The following is a 24242-nucleotide window of genomic DNA, read 5'->3' on the forward strand; positions in this document are numbered from 1 at the left end:
CATACCAACAGGGTGGTCGTCTTTTCATGTTAATGCTTCTTGTACCTCATAATGGTGTGATACATGGAGGTGTCTTTCAGGAGCCGGAAGGGGCGCAAGTCCGGTCGATAGTTGCCCTCAATGATCCAGATTCGCCGCCTCTTGTCGATGCCAATATCGAAGCCGACCTGCCGAAGCTTGGGGTAGCGCTCGCCAAGGCGCTTGGCAGCCATCAGCGCGATACGCTCCGCTTCCGCCAGCAAGTCCCGGTTTCCGATGTGAGCGGCTTGAAGCGCCTCCAATACGGGTATGGTACGGCGGGCCACATTGGTAACCAGGTAGCCTTGGGCTGCAACTTTGGCGTAGGAGCCCGTCACGCGCCACGGGGACGAGGAGCCTTTTTTTCGCTGAGCCATGATTCGAATGTCGAACGGTCTGTGCCCGATTTGAGCCAGCTGCAGACGCCTCTGGACGATATAGCGGCGACCTTTGTTTTTTTTGCGGAGGAGCCACTTTAGTAATGGATGGAGGCTGTTCAGGGTGACCACATTTCTTTCGTTTTGCATGCGATAGGTGTTCCCTCCGGTCCGGGTGACGAACACGATATTCCTTCCGTATCGCCCGTCGCGAGGCTTTAGTACAACGCTTTGGTAGTGTCGCAGCATCGACGTTAAAGCTTTATCATGGAGCAACTGTGTTGCGGGCAGCCGTCCGGCGAGAGCGGACTTGCCTCGAAGGATGCGATATTGCATCCATTTATCCCTCTTGATTGACATGGAGCTCACAGCCTTTACACCTTTTAACGTCATTCTAAGTCATAATTGTCGGCAGCATAAGGGATGATTCGTCCATATTTAATAAATGATTAATGGATGAAGAGTGACCGAAGTAAGAAAATTATCAGTCGCCTTTAGTATGCTAATGATGACAAGAATCGATCTAAATAGACAAATCGATGAAAGAGTAAGTGATGGGGAGTTAGACACGGAATCATTTTATATGAAAGGAAGAATGTGTATGGTATTTAAAAAAAGTGTACGGGTTTTATTAATTTTAGTGCTTGCTTTCAGCGGTTTTACGGTTGCTCCAGAAGATAAGGTAAATGCGAATGCAACGAATCTTGCTCTCGGCAAGGCAGCCACATCTGATAGCGTATATATGTCCCATTATTCAGCACCAAACATTAATGACGGGAATATTTCGAGTCATTGGTTTAGTGGTAATGGGGTTGCTTTTCCGAGATGGATTAGCGTCGATTTAGGGGAGGTAACCACCTTTCAAAGGTGGGTAATTAAGACTAACATTGCAGGTAGAAATGTTAATTATGAGCTGCAAACCAGCTCTAATGGCACTGACTATTCCACCATCGCGGATCCTGCAGCGATTGTAACAGGAAACACTGCTGCTAATACTGACCAGGCTTTAGCAGCTCCTGTTTCCTCTCGATATGTCAGGGTCTTGTTTACAAGTAATAATGGAAGTACGTTATCAAATACCATTTCAGAGTTTGAATTGTATACGGCCGTGGCTCCCGGCGCCCCTACGGGCGTGAGCGCGACGGCGGGAGACGGTCAAGCCGTCGTTAGCTTCATGCCGCCAGCCAGCAATGGAGGAGGAGCAATTACAGGCTATACCGTCACTTCTTCGGCGGGGGGCCTGACGGCAACGGGCGCCTCGAGTCCAATTACGATAACCGGTCTAACAAACGGCACCGCCTATACATTCACCGTAACGGCAACAAACAGCGCAGGTGTCTCCGCGGCATCAACGGCGTCGAATGCTGTGGCGCCGAGGACGGCTCCCGGCGCCCCTGCGGGCGTGAGCGCGACGGCGGGAGACGGTCAAGCCGTCGTTAGCTTCACGCCGCCAGCCAGCAATGGAGGCGGAGCAATTACCGGCTATACCGTCACTTCCTCGCCGGGGGGCCTGACGGCAACAGGCGCCTCGAGCCCGCTAACGGTAACCGGTCTAACGAACGGCACCGCCTATACATTCACGGTAACGGCAACAAACAGCGCAGGGGTCTCCGCCGCATCAACGGCGTCGGAGGCTGTGACGCCAATGACGGTTCCCGGCGCTCCTACGGGCGTGAGCGCGACAGCAGGAGACGGTCAAGCCGTCGTTAGCTTTACGCCGCCAGCCAGCAATGGAGGCGGCGCAATTACAGGCTATACCGTCACTTCCTCGCCAGGGGGCCTAACGGCAACGGGCGCCTCGAGTCCAATGACGGTAACCGGTCTAACAAATGGCACCGCCTATACATTCACGGTAACGGCAACAAACAGCGCAGGGGTCTCCGCCGCATCAACGGCGTCGGATGTTGTGACGCCAATGACGGTTCCCGGCGCCCCTACGGGCGTGAGCGCGACGGCGGGAGACGGTCAAGCCGTCGTTAGCTTCACGCCGCCAGCCAGCAATGGAGGCGGCGCAATTACCGGCTATACCGTCACTTCCTCGCCGGGGGGATTGACGGCAACAGGCGCCTCGAGTCCGATGACGATAACCGGTCTAACGAACGGCACCGCCTATACATTCACGGTAACGGCAACGAACAGCGCAGGGGTCTCCGCCGCATCAACGGCGTCGGATGTTGTAACGCCAATGACGGTTCCGGGCGCCCCCACAGGCGTAAGCGCGACGGCGGGAGATGGCCAAGCCGTCGTTAGCTTCACGCCGCCAGCCAGCAATGGAGGCGCCACAATTACCGGCTATACCGTCACTTCCTCGCCGGGGGGGCTGACGGCGACGGGCGCCTCGAGTCCGATAACGGTAACCGGTCTAACGAACGGCACCGCCTATACATTCTCGGTAACGGCAACGAACAGCGAAGGGGTCTCGTCCGCATCAACAGCGTCGGATGCTGTAACGCCAATGACGGTTCCCGGCGCCCCTACGGGCGTGAGTGCGACGGCGGGAGACGGTCAAGCCGTCGTTAGCTTCACGCCGCCAGCAAGCGATGGAGGGGGCGCAATTACCGGCTATACCGTCACCTCCTCGCCGGGGGGCTTGACGGCGACGGGCGCCTCGAGTCCGATAACGATAACCGGTCTAACGAACGGCACCGCCTATACATTCTCGGTAACGGCAACGAACAGCGCAGGGGTCTCCGCGGCATCAACGGCGTCGGATGCTGTAACGCCAATGACGGTTCCCGGCGCTCCTACGGGCGTGAGTGCAACGGCGGGAGACGGTCAAGCCGTCGTTAGCTTTACGCCGCCAGCAAGCGATGGAGGGGGCGCAATTACCGGCTATACCGTCACTTCCTCGCCGGAGGGCTTGACGGCGACGGGCGCCTCGAGTCCGATAACGATAACCGGTCTAACGAACGGCACCGCCTATACATTCTCGGTAACGGCAACAAACAGCGAAGGGGTCTCGTCCGCATCAACGGCGTCGGATGCTGTGACGCCGTTATCAAACAATGCTTACTTGAGCAGTCTGACGTTATCGAGTGGTCATCTAAACCCTGCATTTACGATGGAAACCACGGATTATAGGGTAAACGTGGGAAATAACGTGAGCAGTCTTACGGTGACAGCCGCAGTGGATGACGACAGTGCGACGCTCACGGTAAATGATGTTGTCGTAACTAGCGGCGAAGCGTCCGGGCAGGTCCCTCTAACGGTAGGCAGCAACGAGCTTGAGGTCAAAGTAACAGCCCAAGACGGCACCATTATGATCTACACAGTGACCGTTACAAGGGATTACCCGTCATACTCTATTGAACCTGCTGCACCTGCATTCGAGCTTCTGCTCAATGGTAAGGTGGAGAAGGCCGGCACGGTGACAACGACCCAAATTCAAAATCAGAAGGTTACAATCGTGAAGGTGAATTCTTCCGTGCTTGAAGAAAAGCTGGATACAGAGGGACAAGGCGCGGTAATTACGGTTCCGGTATTTAATAGCTCTGATGTAGTCATAGGCCAACTAGATGGCCGGATGATCAAGCATATGGAACAGCAGCAAGCGGTGATCGAAATGAAAACCGAATATGCAACCTATACGCTGCCTGCAAAGCAAATTCATATTAGCGACGTCTCCAATCAGTTAGGCACAAATGTAGAGCTTCAGGACATTCAAGTGGCCATCAAAGTAGCCGCACCGGGACCGGAAGCGACCCAAATCATTAAGCAGTTGGCAACCCAATCGGGATTTCAGGTCGTTGCGCCGGTGCTTGATTTTACAATTGAAGTCACTCACGACGATACTACGATTGACGTCTCGACATTTAACTCTTATGTAGAAAGACAAATTGTCATTCCGGATGGTGCAGATCCTGAGAAGATAACGACGGGAATTGTTATTGCTTCAGACGGAAGCGTGAGCCATGTGCCAACGAAAGTGGAAAAAATAAACGACAAGTATTACGCGATCATAAACAGCTTAAGCAACAGCACGTACGCTGTCATCTGGCACCCCATGGCGTTTAAGGATATGGAACAGCACTGGGCTCAAGCCGATGTCAACGATCTAGGCGCGCGGATGGTCATTAACGGAAGCGGCGATAATTTGTTCGAGCCGAACCGTTCGGTTACTCGCGCTGAATTTACCGCAATGATCGTAAACGCCTTGGGATTAAAACGGGGCTCAGAAGCGAGGCCGTTTGTGGATGTGCAAGCAACAGATTGGTATGCTGAATGGATTCATACCGCAGTCTCCTATCAACTGATACAGGGTTATGAGGACGGTACGTTTTCTCCAGGAAGCAATATTACGCGCGAACAGGCGATGGCGATCATATTCCATGCGATGAAATTAACCGGCATGCAATCGGATATAAATGCCAGCGGAGCAGCAGGGATGCTTGCACAATATAGCGACAGCCACGAGGTGGCAGGCTGGGCTGTTGATGCGGTAGCGGGCAGTGTTCAAGCTGGAATCGTATCCGGCCGACCAAATGGCATGCTCGCGCCCAAAGACTATATTACTCGCGCGGAAGCAGCTAAGCTGGTAAGGAATTTATTACAGAAATCCAATCTCATATAGGGCAAGCTCGGACAATTATACCCCCCCATGAACATGATGAACATCACGTTTATCATAGACACCGAGAATACCCCTGCCTCTAAGCTACCGTACTCACGAAGTGAGAGTGTAGGCAGGGGATGAATCGGGAATTTTGCTCATGGATAGACACGAACATTTGTGCTATAATTGGAATGAGTTAACATTCATCTCTTTTGCAGCGAGGTGACGAATCAGACGATGCTCCAGCATAAAGCCTTCAAATTTCGGATCTATCCTAGTCATGTACAAATCATGCAACTGCGCAAAACGTTGGGTTGCTGCCGTTTTGTGTTCAACCACTTCCTATCAAAATGGAGTCAGATCTATCAGGCTACAGGCAAAGGTTTGTCTTATAACGCCTGTGCATCTCAGCTTCCTGACATGAAGCGCGAGTGGTCTTGGTTGAAAGAAGTGGATAGCATTGCCTTGCAGTCAGCTGTGCGAAACTTGGCTGACGGATATCAGCGCCACTTCAACAAGCAAAATGAACGACCTCGCTTCAAGAGTCGCAAGCATCCCGTACAAAGCTATACGACGCGATATACGAACGGGAACATTGCTGTGAAGGAAAACCGTCTGCAACTTCCCAAGCTAGGCTGGGTACCCTATGCCAAGTCAAGAGAGATCGAAGGCCGGATCCTATCCGCTACCGTACGACTAGCCCCAAGCGGCAAATGGTTTGTATCGTTGGTATGCGAGGTTGACATCCAGCCTCTTCCTTTAACGGACAGCATACTTGGCATTGACGTGGGTATCAAGTATCTTGCCGTGCCTTCGGAAGGTCCTGCAATGGATAATCCAAGATATACATTGCGATATGAACGGCTGCTCACGAAATGGCAGCGCATCCTTGCAAGAAGGAAACAAGGCGGAAGTAACTGGTCTAAAGCGAAAAGAAAAGTCGCCCTTATCCATGAAAGGATTCGAAATAGCCGATTAGACGCGATGCATAAGCAGACTACGAAATGGATCCGTGAAAACCAAACGATCTGTCTCGAGGACTTACGTATTGCAAACATGATGAAACAACGACACCTCGCCAAACACATAGCAGATGCATCCTGGGGCGAAATGAGCCGTCAACTGCATTACAAAGCCAAGTGGTATGGCCGAACGGTCAAAGAAACACCGGTTTTTGCGCCAACGAGTCAAACCTGTCACATCTGTGGGAACAAGCAAGCAGAAGTGAGAGATTTGAGCGTGCGGGAATGGACATGTTCATCCTGCCAAACACCACATGACCGAGATTGGAATGCGGCACAAAACATAAAGGCCATGGCCCAGTAAAGAACAAAATAGGAACTGTGGGAACCACAGGGATCGCTTGGTGTACGATATTTCAAAAAAATATCGCTACGACTTTGCTCCGTGAGGAGCAGCAACCCAAGAATCCTCCACCTCTTAGGTGGCGGGAGTGTTCAAGGAAGGGGTATTTTTTCTTCCCCGACCGACCTTCAAGCTTCGGTCCTCCAATTTGTAGAGCGAGCGGGAGTAAGGCATATCGAGGTTATTGTAGAATGCTTGCAATTATATGGATTTAACTAATTGATCACGATCGGCAGCAAGCGGAGGCTGCTCAAGCCAGCCGTATTCAATCAACATTTTCACACCTTGCTCTGAAAACTTGCTGATGTCCGTGAGCATCCCTGCGTAATCTAGAGCTACGTCGTGCCGCAGGTTTGAAGAAACGCCAAAAGCAATGTTTAACATACTTCCCGCGTTGGCTAGGGAAACATGATAAAGCATTAATTTGTCCGAGAATGGTGCCTGCTTTGAATCTAATATTTCGGCGTCCCAGAGCTGAGGGGATGGCAGATGATCTTTCGTGAGGAGATCCTGCAATTTGTTGATGTTTTTAGAGGACAGGTCTCTGCCGGCTACCATATATTTTTTTATATCTGACGAGTTTGCAGCTTGACTAAAGGCGATCATAAGCGATTTTCCAAGCTGATTGGCATCCAGGTTTATATATAGTCCCGTAATTTCAGTTGCTGAGAGCGGTCTTTGCTTCGTAAACATGTTGTGCAGAAAACCGTTGGATTCAACAAATTTGACTTCCTTAGGTATGGGGATCCCCGGTGCCCGTATGATAAATCCTTTCGCTAACATACAATTCATGACATCTTGGTAAAGCTCACTAGCATCATCAATGCATTCATCAAAGTAGGAGCGGATATCTTCGCGGAAGGAAACGGTTAAAGAGTTGGAGAATTGTATAAGGTTTATTCTTGCCATCTCCTTCAAATAAAAGAGATAAAATTTATCAGTGAATATCACCGTGGCATTTTGATGAACATCATTGGAGCTAAATCCAGCCGGGAGGGCGAAGCTTTCCTTATGGAAGATCTCTTTTAGTTTAGAAATATGCTTCTGTGTCATTTGTTGAGCTTTTTCTAATAGTTGCTTGATTCGCTGGTCATTGGTATTAGACACATAATGAGAAAATACGCAGTCTAACAGGGTCTCGCCTATGTAATTCTTCCAAATCTCACCAATCTCAGTGGCGGTTAACGTAATATATCGGCCTTCTTGGTTATCCACGTAATCAGCTCCTATAGATTGTATTGTTTACATTATGTTGAATGTCTGATTCATTTATTCAGGCGAGGGACATATATTGTGAAAAAGGATAATCCGCAGCAGCGAGAACGCATAGAAGCTGTTTTGTCGTGGGTGTTGAAGACATTTCATTTCCGAATGTATCATGGATGTTCTACATTCAAAAAAGAGAGATAACGGGCTACCCGCTTTGGTTGGCCCGTTTTCCTTTGCAACAAACCAGTTGTAATCGGAATCAGTTAGAAATACACTTTTATCTCATACGGGGTAGGAATGTTTCACAATATGGGATACATTTAAGCAATACAGGGTTTACAAAAAGGAGCTTATTCATGGATATTCAAAGCTTTCAGGATTATAAATTAAGCGAGGATATTCTGCGTGCCTTGGATCACTTGGGGTACCAGAGTCCGACAGAGGTTCAGAACAGTGTCATTCCCTCTGCGCTAGAGATGAAGGATATGACCGTGAAATCCCGAACGGGAAGCGGCAAGACGGCGGCTTACGGGATTCCTGTCTGCGAAATGGTGGAGTGGGAAGAGAATCGGCCGCAGGCATTGATTCTGACTCCAACACGCGAGCTTGCCGATCAGGTCAAACAGGATATTATGAATATCGGCAGGTATAAACGAATCAAAGCAATCGCGATCTATGGAAAGCAGCCGTTTGCTAGACAGAAGACGCAGCTGACGTACAGAAATCATGTTGTCGTCGGTACGCCGGGCCGGGTGATGGATCATATCGAGAAACGAACCATCGACTTGGAGCAAGTCAGATTCCTTGTCATTGACGAAGCCGACGAGATGCTGAATATGGGATTTATCGAGCAAGTGGAAAAAATTATTCGAGAGCTGCCTAAGGATCGTATGACGATGCTATTCTCGGCAACGCTGCCCAAGGATGTCGAGCGTTTATGCCACCGGTATATGAATCAGCCGTTGGATATTGAGATTAAGACAGCTGGGAAAGCGAACGGTCAGATCGAGCATTCCCTCTATATGGTGAAGGATGAGCATAAGCTCCAGCTGCTCCGGGCTGTCACAGTGGTCGAGAATCCGGACAGCTGTATCATCTTCTGCCGAACGCAGACGAGAGTTGAGGTTGTGTACAAAGCATTAGAGAAGCAGGGCTACCCCTGTAATAGAATCCATGGCGGAATGGAGCAGGACGAGCGCATTGAGGTGATGAATGCGTTCAAGCAAGGGGAGTTTCGCTATCTGATTGCAACGGATGTAGCAGCGAGAGGCATTGATATTGATAACATCAGTCATGTAATCAACTACGATCTTCCATTAGAGAATGAAAGTTACGTACACCGGACGGGTCGAACGGGACGGGCAGGCCATTCCGGCAAAGCGATCTCTCTCGCCACGCCTAGTGAGGAGAAATTCATTCTTCATATTGAAAAATATATCGGGTTCGAGATTCCGAAGAAAACGAGTCCTTCAGGAGAAGCTGTGGCCCAAGGGGAATCGGCTTTTGAAGCAAAACTGAAGAAGCAGGCAGCCGTTAAGAAGAACAAGGAATCGCGCGTGGATCAAGATGTTATGAAGCTGTATTTTAACGGTGGGAAGAAAAAGAAGCTTAGAGCTGTCGACTTTGTCGGCACCATCGCGAAGATTGAAGGCGTGTCGGCGGAGGATATCGGGATTATCACGATTGAGGATAACGTTTCCTATGTGGATATTCTCAACGGCAAAGGCCGCCTGGTCCTTCGTATGATGAAGGATACAACGATCAAAGGAAAGCTGCTTAAGGTCCAGGAAGCGAACAGAAGATAAAATGACGTTGATACAAGTTCCACTTCTGTGTGCAAGACCCTGACATCGAAGGGCTCGTTCAAACCATTGTCGATAATGGCGGGAAATAAAGAATGCCGATTAGAGAGTATTACCCTTAGTCTCGATCTCGATTCCACACGTGGAGACGGTATACGGCAACCAGCAGGGCGCAGCGGTTGGCGTCAATAGCTACAAGACCGGACGCAGGAGCTGCCATCCCTTGCTGGTATACTTAGGCAAGTCAATATGCTCGTGAACGCTGCGCTCCAGAAACACCGGCGGTTCGACAGATTTCCTTCCTATTGTGAAGGAGATCTTCGACCTTATTGGGTTGCGTGAAGTCCGAACTCATTTACATGCAAAAAATTTAAATGCAGAACGTACAGTTCATTTTATCGGAAAGCCCCTTACGACGGTCGCTAACTGCAGAACTTACATTTAAATTTGTGTTTTTTGGGAAAATGACGTGCTTGACCCTAAATTAGCTGTACGTTTTGCAGGTAATCCCCTGAGGTAGGGTTGATAGCCCCAATTAACTGTAGGTTTTGCAGGTCAGGTCATTCTCGTATCCGCCTGCTTTGCTTTGCTTTGCAACGTCACTTTCTCCGATCCGTCGATGATCCAACGATCTGTAAGCTGGCATGTCACGATAGCTGTGGTTGAATAAGCGAAGAAGCACGTTATACAAATATCCATTGAGTGGACATGATTACGATCGTGTCCATGCAATGGATATTTTTTGTCTACGAACAGGACGCGATACCCGCTTAATCGGACAGGGGGTGAAAAGAATTCATCCTCCCTAATACTTGGAAGTCGTTATAAGCTATAACTTGGAATGATGACCATGACGGCAGACCGGGCTTCAAGCCTCGGTCCTCCAATTTGTAGAGCGAGTTAGGAGATGGATGAATGAAAACCTTGAGGGGACAACACAGAAAAAGCGTATATCTGGTATGTTTGGCGGCGCTCCTTGTCTTCAATACGTTTGTCTTCGGCACGGCCGAAGGCAGCCCTATTGCGGGAGTAAGCTTCCAGGCTTCCGCTTCTCCCGCAGCATCTGTTGTGGAGACGGGCTCCAGTCTAGTTGTGAACGTCAACGTCACGGCATCGGCACAAGCCGATGTGCTGTTAGACGTGGAATTTTTTGACTCCAAGCTGAAGCGAGTCGGCCAGACCGTTGTCGACAACATCCGGCTGGAAGCCGGAGTCGGCAGAACGGTGCCGCTGACGTGGAATGTTCCGGCAGGCCTTGCGCCCGGAGAATATCTGATCAGCTTCGGCATATTCGGCGCCGGCTGGAAGGGAAGCGACAGCAAGTGGTACCCGGGTGTCGCGAAGGTTACCGTTAAGCAGGGAGCCCCTGTGCCGACCCCGGCGCCCACACAGACTCCGGCGCCAACGCCAACGCAGGCACCGACACAGACTCCGGCGCCAACGCCAACGCAGGCGCCAACACAAACCCCGGCGCCAACGCCAACGCAGGCGCCAACACAAACCCCGGCGCCATCGCCGACCCCGGCGGACAAGGCCTTTCAGGTACTGACCACGACGGGCAAAAATGCTGAGACCTTCTCGATTACGCCAAAGTTCAAGGTAATCAACCAAAGCAAGTCGGACTTCAGCTTAAAGGATCTCAAGCTCCGTTATTATTTCACGGCTGACTTCGCCAAGGATGAAGAAAAAGCGTTCGCTATCGGCTTCTACAGCCTGGTGAAATGGAGATCGCTGGGCGCATCGGACGTAACAACGCAATTCGTCAAGCTGCCAATACCCGCCGCTGACGCGACTCATTATTTGGAGGTTGGATTTGCCGAAAGCGCCGGACTCATAAAGTCAACGGAGGAGCTTATCTTCAGCGGCTGGATGAACAAAAGCGACTGGTCGTCCTTTAACCAGCTCAACGATTATTCCTTCACAAATATGGCTTCCGAGACGGCAAGTCTCCGAACGGTGCTGTATCGAAATGGCGAGATTGTATGGGGCGAGGAGCCCGTGCTTCTGGACTTGCCTTCGTTCCCCGACCCTATTCATTACAGCTCCACGGATACGTCGATTACTCTGACCTGGGACGCCGTGAACGGCGCAACGGGATATGAGGTGGCTGCCGACGGCGTCTATACAACAGTTACAGCTCCGGCCTTCGACTATAGCTATCTGAAGCCGGGCACGCTGCACACCTTCAGGATTCGAACACTGAAGGGAGACAGGACCAGCCAGTGGAGCTCGCTGCTGACGATCAAAACAACGGGAGAGCAGCAGCTGCCTGTCATGCTGGGCATTCGGGCGGCCAAAACCGAGGATGCCATTACGATTACCTGGAAGGCCATGAAGGAAGCCGTCACCGGCTATGACATCGAGGTGGACGGCACTGTTATGCCCGTCACGGGCTTGTCTTACAAGCATGAGGGCTTGGCGGCGGGATCGCTGCACACCTACCGGGTAAGGGCGAAGGATGGAGCCGCGCTTGGTCCATGGAGCGACCTCATGAAGGTGAATACACTTCGCCAGATTAATGGCGCATTTGATGTTCAGTTTACAATTGATCCTTCCATGGAGCGCCAGCCCATAAGTCCTTATATTTATGGAGCGAATGAGGATTTGACGGGAACAGAGAACCTGACTTCGCGCAGGGCTGGCGGCAATCGCTTCTCGGCCTACAACTGGGAGAACAACGCTTCGAACTCCGGCAGCGACGAGGGTTACGTAAGCGATTCGTTTGTGCCGTGGTATTACGGGGGCATTCCTGTCTCGGAGAAGGAGAAGTGGAGTATACCGGGCAGCGCGGCCATCGGCTTCCATCAGAAATCGTTGGAGAAGGGCGCCTACACGCTATGGACGCTGCCTATGGCGGGTTATGCAGCCAAGGATACAGCCTCCACGGTTACGAAGGCGGAGACCGCTCCGTCGAATAGGTGGGTCGAGGTGAAGGCCGCCAAGGGCGCGCCATTCAGCCTGACGCCTGATTTGAACGACAACGTGGTCTATAACGACGAGCTGGTCCATCTGCTGGTCAACAAGTTTGGTCCGGCGAGCTCGGCGACTGGCATTAAGGGCTATTCCCTCGATAATGAGCCGGGATTATGGGATGACACGCATGCGCGCATGCATCCGGAAGCTCCGAAGGGGGCCGAGGTGCTGCGCAAATCGCTTGAGCTGTCCAAGGCAGTTAAGAACGTAGATCCCGGAGCCGAGACGTTCGGCCCTGTCTCCTACGGCTTCAGCGATGCCTATATGGTGGACAACAAGACGGAATGGAACGAAATCAAAGGCAATTACAGATGGTACTTGGACTATTACCTAGACAATATGGCGCGGGAATCCCGCAAGGAAGGACAGCGATTGCTGGACGTGCTGGACATTCACTGGTATTCCGAGGAGATGGGCGGAGGAACGCGGATTACGAATACGGAGTTCTTGGATCACACGCTGGAGACGCATAAGGTGCGCGTACAGGCTCCAAGATCCTTGTGGGACCACAGCTACCTGGAGAAAACATGGATTGGCGACTGGTACAGCGAATTCCTGCCGCTTATTCCGAACCTTCAGCATACCGTGGATACGTACAATCCGGGGACCAAGCTTGCCATTACGGAATACGACTTCGGCGGCGGCCACCATGTTTCCGGAGGCATTGCCCAAGCCGATGCGCTAGGTATATTCGGCAAGCAAGGCATGTATATGGCTCATTATTGGAATATGGCGGGCACGAACAGACTGTCGCAAATTCCGTATCTTTCTTCCGGCTTCCGTATCTTTAACAACTATGACGGCAACAGCTCCAAGTTTGGAGATATCAGCGTGCAAGCCGATACGAATGACATGGAGAACAGCTCCATCTACGGCTCTGTCTTCCATGAGGATAACGGCGAGCTGCACCTTATTGTTATGAACAAAAATTTCGACCATGCCATGAACGCTCAATTCGACATCGGCGGAGAAACGGCTTACAAGTCGGCCCAGGTATGGGCGTTCGATGAGCACAGTCCGCAAATTACGCAAAGGGAAGGCGTAGCCGAGCTTGCAGGCAACAGCTTCACCCTGAATATTCCCCCATTGACGGTCGCGCATATTGTGCTTTCCGCCAATGGGACAGGAGGTTAAGACCTATGAAGAATAAGTGGTTAAAAGCTGCCAGAAGGAGGACCGCGTCGCTGCTCGCGGCGGTCATGCTTGGGACGGCAATGATGCCGACGGGAGCATGGGGGGCGGACTCCGCCCCTGGCATAACCGTGGCAGCCGGTGAGAGCGCCGCAGGGGAAGGCGGCGAGGTGAGAGCTCTGCTCCCTTCTGCCGGCAGCGACAGCTCGCCCTTGTCCTGGAATTTGTTAAGCCGGCTTAACCGGGGAACGGGATCTTATATGTTCCCCGCCTCTGACACGCCTATTACGCAGCTGAGCTCAGATGAGAGGTACATGGCGTTCATGACCTATCCCATGGATGATCTGGGAGTGGGCAGAAAGGTTGTGGCCTTGCAGGATCGGAGCACTGGCGAGCTGAAGATTACGCCAATGCCGGATGAAGCGGGCTCGGTCCACTTTTTTGACATGACGCCGGATGCCCGGTATATCGCTTACACCTATGGGGAAGACGCTGTCAGCGGAAAGGTCAAGGTCTACCTGTACGATTGGGTGGAGCAAAGACTGGAGACGATTAACGGGGTAAGCGGTCCTAATGAATTCAGCTATAGTGACGGGGACTACGTCTCCATAAGCGATGACGGTCGTTATGTAGCATTTGACAGCGAGGCTCAGCTGGTGCCCCAGGACACCAATGAGACAAGGGATGTCTACCTCTATGACCGGCTGGCAAGCGGAGAGAAGCTGGAGCGTATCAGCAAGCCCCTCAAGGAATTCTACGATTACGGCAGCTGGGCTCCCAGTATAAGCGGGGACGGCAGCGTTATCGCCTTTGTCTCCAAAGCGCAGCTGCTGGAGAATGAAGAATATGGCTGGAATACCGTCTATCTGTATGATCGAACGGATGGCGCGATCAGGCGTGTCGCAGAAGGGGAGACCCCTTCTGTCAGCGAAGATGGGCGCTACGTTGCCTTCGCCACGCATCTGAACAATCTAGGGTCCGGAGACAGCAATGGCCAGGACGACATTTATGTCTACGATAGCGAGCAAGAAAGCTTCTTGAGGGCATCCATGAAAGCGGACGGAACGCAGCACGACTCGGACAGCCGTTATCCCTCTATTAGCGGGGACGGCGCTTACGTCGCCTATGAGGTGGGGAGGTACAGCTCTGAGGATACGTTGGAGGGCTTCGTCACGGGACTTCGTGATCTGACCTCTGTCCCAATTCAGGTACCCGACTCTCCGCTTAAGCTAGGCACTACCTTAATGAGGCCTATTATTGGAGACGACGGACAGACCGTGACTTTTCTATCTTCTTTTATGGATCGAATCGGGGAAGTCGAATATTTGAATTTTGATTTTTTTGTTGCTACGGATGGGGTGGCGCCAACTTGGCCGGCAGGCAGCAAGCTTAGCGCATCCAACATAGGAACCGATTATTTGACAGTAAGCTGGCCCCATGCGGAGCATGGCGAGGGGGTAACGGGCTATGCGATCTATCGGAATGGCAATCCCGTAGGTTATGTACCGGGCAGCGGCACATCCTATACTTTGACTAATCAACCCGCCGAGAACAGCTATGAAGACCTCATTCAGGTAGAAGCCATCGGCGGCAGGTACCATATGAGCATGAACGGACCTACCTATGCTTGGGTTAGGGATGGAGAGGTCGACCCGCCGGATGAGCTGTTATTCTTCGAGTGGATCGGCGAGAGAGGCAGCGACAGCGAGCCTCTGCATCGAGGGAGCGCTATTCAGCTGTTTGCTTCGGGACCGTCCGGACGGGAGGCTAAGGTAGAGTACTCCTACAAGGAATGGAATGGAGTGAGCGAGGCCTTGAAGTCGGGCTCCATTCCGCTGAATGAAATACAGGGATCGGGCCTGTATATAGCTAATTTCCAGTTGTCTCAGGAAACAACGGAATTGCTCTCTATCCGGCTGACCTTGACCGGAGGGGGAGAGACTTTAACGGCAGAGGGGGATCATCTGCCTGTGTCCGTCGGCGGCAGTCTGTCTCTTGCGTTCGAGGGAGCAGAGCCTGAGGAACTGAAGGGCGCTATTCTGACTCTTCTCCAGTCTGGAAGTGAAGTAAGGACAATGACACTCGGCGATAGTCCACTTACCTTGCTGGAAGGCCTTCAGCCAGGAGCGTCGACGACCGTCCTACTCTATTCGCCGGATTATCGCCACGAAATGGCGCGGGTAGAGAACATTGTGATTCAGCCGGGAAGAACGACCGCAATTACCGTGCCGGTCGAGCTGCCTTCAAGGTTTCGGGCTCGCACGGTGGATGCAGACGGAAGTCCCGTAGCCGGCATTCCGGTCTCGTTCTGGAATGAAGAGCGGGAGCTGCTGCTAATGTCAGCCACGGAGAATGACGGTCTGACGTTCTGGCAGGAAGGGCTTGCGGAGAATGAAGTCATTACAGTAGAGCTTGATCTGGAGAGGTTCGAGTACGAGCTTGCGCCGGACAACGCCATGAGCATGAAGCTGGAGCGCGGCGATAATGAATTGGTGATCCGGCTTGTCCAGCCGGATCGCGGCGGATTGGAGGTCAGCGTGCTGGATCCGCAGGGGGAGCCGGTCTATAATGCCATGGTGACGGCCACTCAGACGTACAAGGGCAGACCTGTTGTTGTGAGCGGGCGCACAAGCTTTGACGGCAAGGCCAGGCTGGACCTGTACGCGGGAGAGGCTACTCTGGAGGCAACGCAGAGCAGCTATCAATACAGCTCGGAGAAGACCAGCGTGCAAGTGGCAGCAGAGGCTATGACCCCGGTGAAGCTTCCCGTTCGCCAGCCAAGCCAATATATGGTGAACCTGCATGTATTCAAGAAGGCGCTGGATACCGACTGGATTGGCCCGCTTAGCTTGAGCGAGGAGGGCTTCCTGGCCACCGTAACTTCTTCGCCGGGAGGAGGATGGATCAGGTCCTACTTCTCCAATGCGGTAAGCTTAGGGGGCAAGCCGGGCAATGTGGTGGAAGCCTGCCTGGCAGGGACAATCTATGGTTATGTAAGAGCCTGCGGCAGCTCTATTATGGATGAGAACATGAATGCGGATGTGGAGGTGCGCCTGGAGGAGAAGGGCGCGCGCATTCAAGGGCAAGTGGAGACGGGACGCCATGTGTCCTATTACGCGACCATCTACGAGCTGCAGGAGAACGGCGGCCGGCGGTGGGTGGCAAACGCATGGAACGAGCATTTCCAAAGCAAGCCTTTTAATGTCAATATCCCGAAGGGCGGCACGTTCCGAATGGAGCTCGTCAAGACGGTGCGGGAGCCCAACTATACAAGCCGGTATGAGACGGCAAGCGTAGAGTTCACAGTCGCGGAGAATGAGATCAAGCATCTGGGAACGCTGGCGTTCAACGCGTCCAGCCACTTCGCGAACAAGGGGGGCAACAGCTTCACCGCTTATCCTTCCCGAGCTGTTCCTGGAAGCACGCTCGTCATGAAGGCGGCCTATCGGAACGCCACAGACAAGACAGTAGAGCAAGCCTATCTGCATTTGGACATTCCAGAGGGCATGAGCATTGTGAATGACGCTGCCGGAGGAATAGCGGTTACGGGTGGAGCCGGAGCGGCGGAGGTGAAGGACGGCATGCTGAGCGTTCCACTAGGCCAGCTGGCTAAGGGCCAAGACGGCACGGTAACGTATAAGCTGGCCGTATCCCCGTCCTTCAGCAAGTCGTCTGTAGCCGCATCAGCGAGAATAGCAGCGAAGATAGATGGGGAAAGCTTGGAGGAAACGCTGGGCACCGTCCAGCTTGATGTGCCCAAGATTACGCTGCAGGCACCTGCGCGCGTCTCCAGCGCAGATCGTGGCACCTTGCTAAGCGGCTTTGCTCCAGCCGGCAGCACCGTCCATTTGTACGATACAAATGTGCGAGTGGGTGGCGCTGTAGCTAACGCGGCAGGCATGTGGAAGGCGACGGTAACGCTGGTCGACCTGGGCAATCCAAGCACGCACGGCTTATGGGCGGAGACGGAGAGCGGCGGCGTCACGCTGCGGTCGGAGAAGGCGTTCTTGGAGTATGATGAAAGCCTGCCGAGACTGGAACGTATGGCGTACTCCCAGGCGCCGAACGGCAAATGGGTGACCGTTGAGGTAGGCAGTCAGGTACAGGATCAGCCATATAGCGTTCTGCCTGGCAATCCGTTCCTCTTCGACCTAAAGTTCTCCGAGCCGGACCGGGTGGAGAACGTGAGAGTGTATATGGATGGCCAGGAGGGCAGCGAATCCATTCTTGCCAGCAGGCAAGGGGACATCTTCAGAGCCACTGTGCCTATATCGGCGGGCGCCCTCGGTGGAATCTATGTCGATTACGACGTGGTGAACGAGCAGCGCTCTTACGACGGGCATCTGGAGTCGTTGGATGAGATTCGGGCCTCCATGCCGATTGGCATGAGAGACTTTGAAGTGGTGTCCGTAGAGCCCTTCCGGCTAGATGGAGATTCGTATGTCGGCAGCGCGGTGCTTCGCTTCCCTCAGCTGGATGGAACAACGCTCAGCTATTCCATTACGGTAGACCCAAGCTCCAGCTATGTTCCGACGGCGGAGGAGCAGGAGCTTGCGATTCGATCCGGAGTGCCGGTCGTGCAGAAGACGTTCGAGGCTTCCGAGACGGATACCTCTATGTCCTTGAAGCTCGGCGGTTACATTCCGAGCAATCTGCTCCAGGATGAGGGCGGCAGCTCGCTGGCCGCCAGCTCCGCCTTGGCTGGCAAGCCGGGCGAATGGAAGCATACTGCGGAATATTTTATGGAGATTAAGGCAGATGTGGACGGTGTAAAAGGGCAGATTAGCGGCATTAAGAGCCAATATAACGACTACATGACGTACGCGGGCAAGATTAACAAGATTATGCACCGGGTAGAAGCAAGCGGTATGGATTGCCTGGAGGAAATGCCGACAACCGCCAAGGAAGCCGGCAAGGCGCTGGCAGCGGTCATCATTGGCGAGGTAGCCAAGACGGCCATGAGCGCCGGTGTTGGCGCGATGGCGCTGACGGGCGTCGGCGGCGCCATTGCGGGCAAGGTAACGAGTATGGCGAGCTCCCGAATCGACAAGTATGTAGATGAACGAATTAACGCCGTCGGCTCCGGCTATAACGAATGTTATACGGAGGAGACGGGCAAGAAGTACAGAGGCTTGAAGGTAGCGAATCCGAAGTGGATCTACGACCCTAGCGGCTATGTGTACGAGGCGGTGGCCAGCAATCCGGTGGAGGGTGTCACTGCAACGGTTCTGTTCCTGGATGAGGCAACAGGCGATTGGAAGGTGTGGAAGGCCGAGGAATATGATCAGGTCAATCCGCAGCAGACGGATCAAGCCGGCAAGTATGGCTGGGATGTGCCGCCTGGCAAGTGGAAGGTGGTCTGGAGCAAACGGGGCTACGAGACGGTGGAAAGCGCGGAGATGATCGTGCCGCCGCCTCATACGGAGGTCAACGCGGGCATGATCTCGCGAGCGGCGCCTGAAGTAGCCAGTGTGCAAGGCATCGCTGCCCCGGGCGGAAGCTATGTGGAGGTGGCGTTCACCAAATATTTGAAAACAAATGAATTGCCGGCGGGTGCGATTCTGCTGTTAGATGCGGACGGCAAGCCGGTTGAGGGCAAGGCGCAATTCACAGGACTTGAGGCAAGTGCGGCGGATGAAACGGTATTCTTCTCCCGTACCGTGCGCTTCGTGCCGAAAAACGATCTGGCTCTGGATGGCCAATATACGTTGAAGGTGGGCAAAGGCGTGTTCGTCAGCTATGCCAATGCGATGCTGGCGGAGAAGGATGCCAAGTCGTATACTGTGCCGATGAAAGCGCTGGACTTGGTGGGACCAACGCCTCTAAGCGCAGCAATGGAGAGCGGAGGCCGGGTCATTCGTATCGTGTTCGACGAACCCATTCAAGGTACGGCAGACGCAGCAGGCATGCTCATTAACGGTACAAAGAACGTCGTGACAACAGCGGTTGCAGCGGCCCAACAGGGCGGCGGCGAGTCGCGCGAGCTTCTGCTCTCGTTGAAAACCCCCGTTCTGGAGGGAGCGAGACTGACGCTGCCGGCAGGTGCAGTGAAGGACCAGGAGGGCAACTCGTCGGCTGAGACGGCCTTCACGTTGTCGCCTGACCTCGACCCTGGATTAAGGGAGCTGTCGTTCGGCACCGGCACGTTAAGCCCGGCGTTCAGCTCCAGTGTAACGGAGTATACACTGACGCTGCCGGCGGGAACGAAGGAAACGACGATCAAGGCGACGGCTATTCATGATGGGGCGAAGCTTACAATTGGCTCCGACCCTGGCCTCAGCGGCCTTGCCAAATCCATTGCCATTCCGGAGGACGGGATCATTACCGTGCAATCGGATATTGGAGGCGGAGTGGCAATCAAGAGATATACCGTGCAAGTGAGCTACTCCGGCGGCGGCGAGCCGGGTCCAGGTCCCGGCCCAGGCCCTGGGCCGGGCACAGGCTCGGGAGTAGATCCAAAGCCGGGAGATACGCTGAATGTTGGCCAATCCGCTAAAGTAACCAGCGAGACGGCTGCAGATGGAAGAGTTGTGGTTACAGCGGACATTGCGGTCGAGGCTATTACGGCGGCTCTGCGAGATGGGCGCCAAGGTCAAGTGCTGTATCTGGAGACCAAGGAGCAGGGCGATGAGCTTGTTGTCCGCGTTCCTGCCCAAGGGATGCTGCTAATGAAGGAAGCCGGCGCCAAGCTGCTGGTGAAGTCAACGCTGCTGCATGTGACGGTTGACGCGGCGGCGGCATTAGCCGGGAATCAGCCTTCGGGCGAGACCGCGTTCAAGCTGGTTGTAGAATCGGCCGCGAATGACTGGCTGAGTGCCGCGGATAAGGCGGCTCAGAGCCAAAGCCACGGCATTAAACGGCTGACCTCAGCGGTTCGCGTTCAGGCGCATTGGGTATCGGGCGGCAAGACTGCGGCCATATCGAATGAAGCGCTGAAGGGGCAATTCGGACCATCTGCCGATGTGTATCGGTTCAGCGAAGGCGCTTGGATTCATGTTGCAAGCGCGGGAGCCATGTTCGCCATTGCGGAGTCCAGCGGTTACTATGCGGCGCTTAAGCCGCTGCTGAATCGCTTCCAGGATACAGCGGGGCACTGGGCAAAGCTTGACATCGAGTGGATGGCGCAGCGCTTGCTCGTGAACGGAACGTCGAGCATCGCGTTCCAACCGGATACATCCGTCACCCGCGCAGAGTTCACCGCGCTCCTGGCGAGAGCGCTGCAATTGCCGGCAAGCAGCGGCGAGGCGGGCAGCAACGAAGGCTCCGGCTTTGCTGATGTGGCTTCCACCGCATGGTATCGCAAGGATGTGCTCCGAGCGGTTGCGGCTGGCATCGTGAACGGAAGAGACGCACACCGGTTTGCTCCGGATGCAACAATAACGCGTCAGGAGATGGCGGTAATGATCAGTCGCGCATATGCGTACTTGGGTCTTGAAGCATCGCCTTCAGGCGCTGACCCGGCAGAGACATTCGCGGACGGAAGGGACATTTCGTCCTGGGCGAAGAGCGCTGTTGAGCTGGCGGTGAGCGAGGGACTGCTGAAGGGCGTGTCGGAGGGCCGCTTTAACCCGGCAGGTCTGACTACACGAGCGCAGGCTGCGGTTGTCATCAAGCGACTGCTTGGCAAGCTGGAGGAATAGGCGTTATGACATCTGCCCGAACGTTGCGAATGTGAAGCGACGCTCGGGTCCATACGATGAGGAGGCGTCCCTGGGAACAGGGACGCTTCTTTTCTTGAATTCTAAGCGTATAAGTGTTACACCTTATCTGAGCTTAAACTTCTCGGAATGAAACGCGCTGCGCCGCCAAGGACGGCGACAGCCGTTTCACCTTGACAATAGCTGAAATTGAATGTAAAATGACCACAGTCAAACAATGACCGTGGTCATTTTTGTGGTTGCGACGAAGATCCGGTTCGTAGGCGCAACAACGACACGAGTTGTCGTTATGAGACCAATTGGAGTCTTGTAGAGGTGAATAGCGACACCTCGTGTCGCTGTAGCCCAAACAAGCTACTCTTCTGGACTCATAACGATCTCACGTGTCGTTATCGCTCGTGCTGATGCACCATTTGCTGCGATAGCGACACCTCGTGTCGCTGTAACACCAAGTAGCTACTGTTACGAGGCAGTAACGATCTCACGTATCGTTATTGCTCCTGCTGGTGCGCCAGTGGCTGCTATAACAACACGAGGGATCGTTGTTGCGACGAAGAGGCGGTTAGTTTGTTAACGAGGAGGCACACTCATGCTAAGAGAAGCGCGCAAAGCGGAGCTGAAGGAGCGGTTATTCCAGGAGGCGCTGCAGCTGTTCTGCGACAAAGGATACGAGAACGTGACGGTGCAGGAAATCGCCAGCCAATGCGGGATTGCCAAAGGCACGTTTTTTAACTATTTTGCGAGGAAAGAGGACATTCTGTTGTATCTCGGCGAATCGCAGCTGGAATGGCTGGAGCAAAGCGCGGCACAGCATCAGCATGTGGAGGAGCCGAAGGAGCAAATTTGGCTTGTGCTGAATGACCTGCTACAACGGTTCGCCGCGCATAGCGAGCTGATGAAGCTGGCGGCTGTCGAGATGATCAAGTCTGCTTACCTGGCGGAGCGGGAGTCCAGAAGTGTGCTGCAATTGCATGCCCAAATAGCTGGCCTGATTGATGCTGCCAAGGCGGAGGGAAGGCTGCGAAGCCGCTGGGACACAGCGGATATTGCGACCACGCTGGTCAGTGTTTATTTCCACACGATGATGTCCTGGACGCTGCTGGCCGCCTCACGGGAATCGATAGGAGATTCGCTGAGGAAGCATCTGCATGTAGTCTGGGATGGCATTGACACCGAATAGGGGGGACGCTGAGTGACCATCTTTATTATAGCTGCGGCATGTTGTTTGTTCGGGATCAGCTTGCTTCATATCTACTGGGCCTTCGGAGGAGCGTGGGGGGTAAAGGCCGTTATACCGGAACAGGAAGGCCAGCGCTCCTTCACCCCTAGCCGTGGAGTGACCTTGCTAGTGGCGGCAGCCGTCGGCGCAGCGGGCATACTCTTGCTCTTGGAGGCGGATCTCATGGGAGGGCTTCAGGGACCCCCTGTCATTGTGCGAGCCGGCGCCTGGATATGTGCGGCTGTGTTTGCGCTTCGAGTCATCGGGGAGTTTAACCGTTTTGGCCTATTTAAGAAACAACGCGATACGGTCTTTGCCCGCATGGATACGTTTCTCTATATTCCCTTATGCGCGGCGTTGTCCTTGGCCTATATGCTGGCGATCGGAATGGGAGGGTAAGCCATGTCACAGAGAGTGCTCATTATAGGCGGCGGAATCGCGGGTCTTACGTGCGCCATTACACTGCAGCAGCTGGGTCTGGATGTGAGGGTGTACGAACGGGAGAGGGAGCAGGCGGTGGCCGGCGCAGGTATTATTATGGCACCCAACGCGCTGCAAGCATTGGAGCCCTATGGCGTTGACGCGGCTATCACTCGTGAGGGGATGCCCAGCAAAGGCTTTCAGCTGTTGTCCCATACCGGAGCGCCCCTCAGCCAATTGTCCGTACCCTCCGGCTATGGCGCCTTATATGCCCTTCATCGCAAGGACCTGCATCATATCCTTCTGTCGCAGCTGAAGCCTGGAACGGTGCAGTGGGGCAAAACCTACTTGCAACACGAAGGAGCAGGCGACGAGATTCGCGTACAATTCCGAGATGGCAGCCAGGCGCAAGGGGAGCTTGTCGTTGCCGCTGACGGAATTCACTCCGCTATTCGCAAGCAGCTTTTTCCCCATATAGCTTATCGTTATGCGGGCTACACATGCTGGCGCGGCATCGTCTCCGCTGATGATATTCAGGGAATAGCTCCACATTTTGTGGAGACATGGGGAGCGAGAGGGCGCTTCGGCGTGGTGCCGCTGCCCCGGAACAAGGTGTATTGGTATGCCCTGGTCAACGCGAAAGCTAATGATACCCGGTTGGCGGGCTATACCTCTCAAGATTTGTACCAGCTGTTCAAGGACTATCATGACCCCATTCCCAGCCTGCTGCTGAAGACGGATAACCATGATATCATTCATCGCGATATGATCGACATAGTGCCTATGAGGCGGTTTTATTCGAATCGCATCGTGTTTGTTGGGGATGCCGCGCATGCCATTACCCCGAATATGGGCCAAGGAGCGTGCCAAGCCATCGAGGATGCGAGAGTGCTCGCCGACTGCTTGGGCAGCAATCAGCATGTTGAAGCGGCGCTTGAAGCATTCGATACCCGGCGTCGCAAGCGGATCGAGATGATCTCGAAGCAATCATGGACAATGGGGAAAATAGCGCAAGCCGACAATGCCCTGTTTATTGCGCTTCGCAATCTAGGCATGAGGTATACTCCGGAGGCGCTGTCTCGCCAGCAAGCGCTGAAGCTGTATCAATTTCAGCTGTAGAGCTGCAGGGACGACTACCCCACGCCATCGCTTTCTAACAAGGAATAGAAATGGTCACGGTCCTCGTCGTCGAATTTGCCAAGCGAGCGGACTCTGACGATTTCATGCCCGCCATGCAGGTCGATTTCTTCTCCGTAGCTGTTGTAGAGCGCGAGCATCCTGCCGTCTGCATTCATTTCCATGTACCCGTAGCAGGCTGCTTCGGGCTCTTTGCCGTAAAAGCGCAGAAATCTGATCTTGTCCACGCTATGCATCGTATACCCCCCTTTTTCTCCACTAACCTGATCCACATCTTACAGCAAATTGGCTGACTTGGAAAAAGCGATCAGGCTGAACATATATCCGTTCTTCCAATGAAAGGAGAGGGCGGCCTCGTTTTATCGCTCTATTGCACATTTT

11 protein-coding genes and 2 pseudogenes are annotated in these 24242 nt (G+C 53.6%); 10 read left to right on the forward strand and 3 right to left on the reverse strand.

The window, feature by feature from the left end; all coding sequences use genetic code 11:
* Positions 1-29: 29 nt before the first annotated feature.
* Complete coding sequence (locus tag AB1S56_RS01155) at positions 30-731, reverse strand: YheC/YheD family protein (RefSeq protein ID WP_340871645.1); 702 nt, start codon at positions 729-731, stop codon at positions 30-32.
* Positions 732-996: 265 nt separating this feature from the next.
* Between AB1S56_RS01155 and AB1S56_RS01160 the strand changes: the two are divergent.
* The 3 genes and pseudogenes from AB1S56_RS01160 to tnpB all read left to right on the forward strand — a co-directional run.
* Positions 997-1449, forward strand: a pseudogene (locus AB1S56_RS01160) (discoidin domain-containing protein); the annotation flags it as partial.
* A 42-nt stretch (positions 1450-1491) separates the two neighbouring features.
* Entirely contained in the window at positions 1492-4965 is a 3474-nt protein-coding gene (locus AB1S56_RS01165) for a fibronectin type III domain-containing protein (RefSeq protein WP_340871646.1), read from the forward strand.
* 219 nt (positions 4966-5184) lie between these two features.
* Positions 5185-6273 carry an IS200/IS605 family element RNA-guided endonuclease TnpB gene (tnpB, locus tag AB1S56_RS01170; protein WP_367903409.1) on the forward strand — a complete coding sequence of 363 codons (1089 nt, stop codon included), beginning with the start codon at positions 5185-5187 and terminating at the stop codon, positions 6271-6273.
* A 240-nt stretch (positions 6274-6513) separates the two neighbouring features.
* Here the strand turns inward: tnpB and AB1S56_RS01175 are convergent, their stop codons facing one another.
* Positions 6514-7527, reverse strand: a complete 1014-nt coding sequence (locus tag AB1S56_RS01175; protein ID WP_340872333.1) for a DUF3231 family protein — start codon at positions 7525-7527, stop codon at positions 6514-6516.
* 350 nt (positions 7528-7877) lie between these two features.
* On the opposite strand from AB1S56_RS01175, the gene AB1S56_RS01180 reads away from it, so the two are divergent.
* The 7 genes and pseudogenes from AB1S56_RS01180 (at position 7878) to AB1S56_RS01210 (ending at position 23843) form a co-directional block, all read left to right on the forward strand.
* Entirely contained in the window at positions 7878-9326 is a 1449-nt protein-coding gene (locus tag AB1S56_RS01180; protein WP_340872332.1) for a DEAD/DEAH box helicase, read from the forward strand.
* Positions 9327-9343: 17 nt separating this feature from the next.
* Positions 9344-9412 (forward strand): annotated as a pseudogene (locus AB1S56_RS01185) (glyoxalase); the annotation flags it as partial.
* 826 nt (positions 9413-10238) lie between these two features.
* Positions 10239-13430 carry a glycoside hydrolase family 44 protein gene (locus AB1S56_RS01190; RefSeq protein WP_340872330.1) on the forward strand — a complete coding sequence of 1064 codons (3192 nt, stop codon included), beginning with the start codon at positions 10239-10241 and terminating at the stop codon, positions 13428-13430.
* 5 nt (positions 13431-13435) lie between these two features.
* On the forward strand, positions 13436-21067 hold the full coding sequence (locus tag AB1S56_RS01195; RefSeq protein ID WP_340872328.1) for an S-layer homology domain-containing protein: 7632 nt from the start codon (positions 13436-13438) through the stop codon (positions 21065-21067).
* Between the two features lie 607 nt (positions 21068-21674).
* Positions 21675-22265 carry a TetR/AcrR family transcriptional regulator gene (locus AB1S56_RS01200; protein ID WP_340872326.1) on the forward strand — a complete coding sequence of 197 codons (591 nt, stop codon included), beginning with the start codon at positions 21675-21677 and terminating at the stop codon, positions 22263-22265.
* 12 nt (positions 22266-22277) lie between these two features.
* Positions 22278-22703 carry a DUF3995 domain-containing protein gene (locus tag AB1S56_RS01205; protein ID WP_340872325.1) on the forward strand — a complete coding sequence of 142 codons (426 nt, stop codon included), beginning with the start codon at positions 22278-22280 and terminating at the stop codon, positions 22701-22703.
* Between the two features lie 3 nt (positions 22704-22706).
* A complete protein-coding gene (locus tag AB1S56_RS01210) occupies positions 22707-23843 on the forward strand; it encodes an FAD-dependent oxidoreductase (protein ID WP_340872323.1) in 1137 nt (378 codons plus the stop codon).
* A gap of 14 nt (positions 23844-23857) precedes the next feature.
* Here AB1S56_RS01210 and AB1S56_RS01215 read toward each other — a convergent pair whose 3' ends face one another.
* The gene (locus tag AB1S56_RS01215; RefSeq protein ID WP_340872321.1) at positions 23858-24097 is read right to left on the reverse strand and encodes a hypothetical protein; all 240 of its coding nucleotides are present in this window, start codon (positions 24095-24097) and stop codon (positions 23858-23860) included.
* Positions 24098-24242: the final 145 nt, after the last annotated feature.

Source organism: Paenibacillus sp. PL2-23, from assembly GCF_040834005.1.
GTDB lineage: Bacteria > Bacillota > Bacilli > Paenibacillales > Paenibacillaceae > Pristimantibacillus.

Bases quoted from the DNA above. Each gene is read 5' to 3' on its own strand.
- AB1S56_RS01155 (WP_340871645.1), bottom strand. From the start codon at position 731: ATGCAATATCGCATCCTTCGAGGCAAGTCCGCTCTCGCCGGACGGCTG.
- tnpB (WP_367903409.1), top strand. From the start codon at position 5,185: ATGCTCCAGCATAAAGCCTTCAAATTTCGGATCTATCCTAGTCATGTA.
- AB1S56_RS01180 (WP_340872332.1), top strand. From the start codon at position 7,878: ATGGATATTCAAAGCTTTCAGGATTATAAATTAAGCGAGGATATTCTG.
- AB1S56_RS01190 (WP_340872330.1), top strand. From the start codon at position 10,239: ATGAAAACCTTGAGGGGACAACACAGAAAAAGCGTATATCTGGTATGT.
- AB1S56_RS01195 (WP_340872328.1), top strand. From the start codon at position 13,436: ATGAAGAATAAGTGGTTAAAAGCTGCCAGAAGGAGGACCGCGTCGCTG.
- AB1S56_RS01200 (WP_340872326.1), top strand. From the start codon at position 21,675: ATGCTAAGAGAAGCGCGCAAAGCGGAGCTGAAGGAGCGGTTATTCCAG.
- AB1S56_RS01210 (WP_340872323.1), top strand. From the start codon at position 22,707: ATGTCACAGAGAGTGCTCATTATAGGCGGCGGAATCGCGGGTCTTACG.
- AB1S56_RS01215 (WP_340872321.1), bottom strand. From the start codon at position 24,097: ATGCATAGCGTGGACAAGATCAGATTTCTGCGCTTTTACGGCAAAGAG.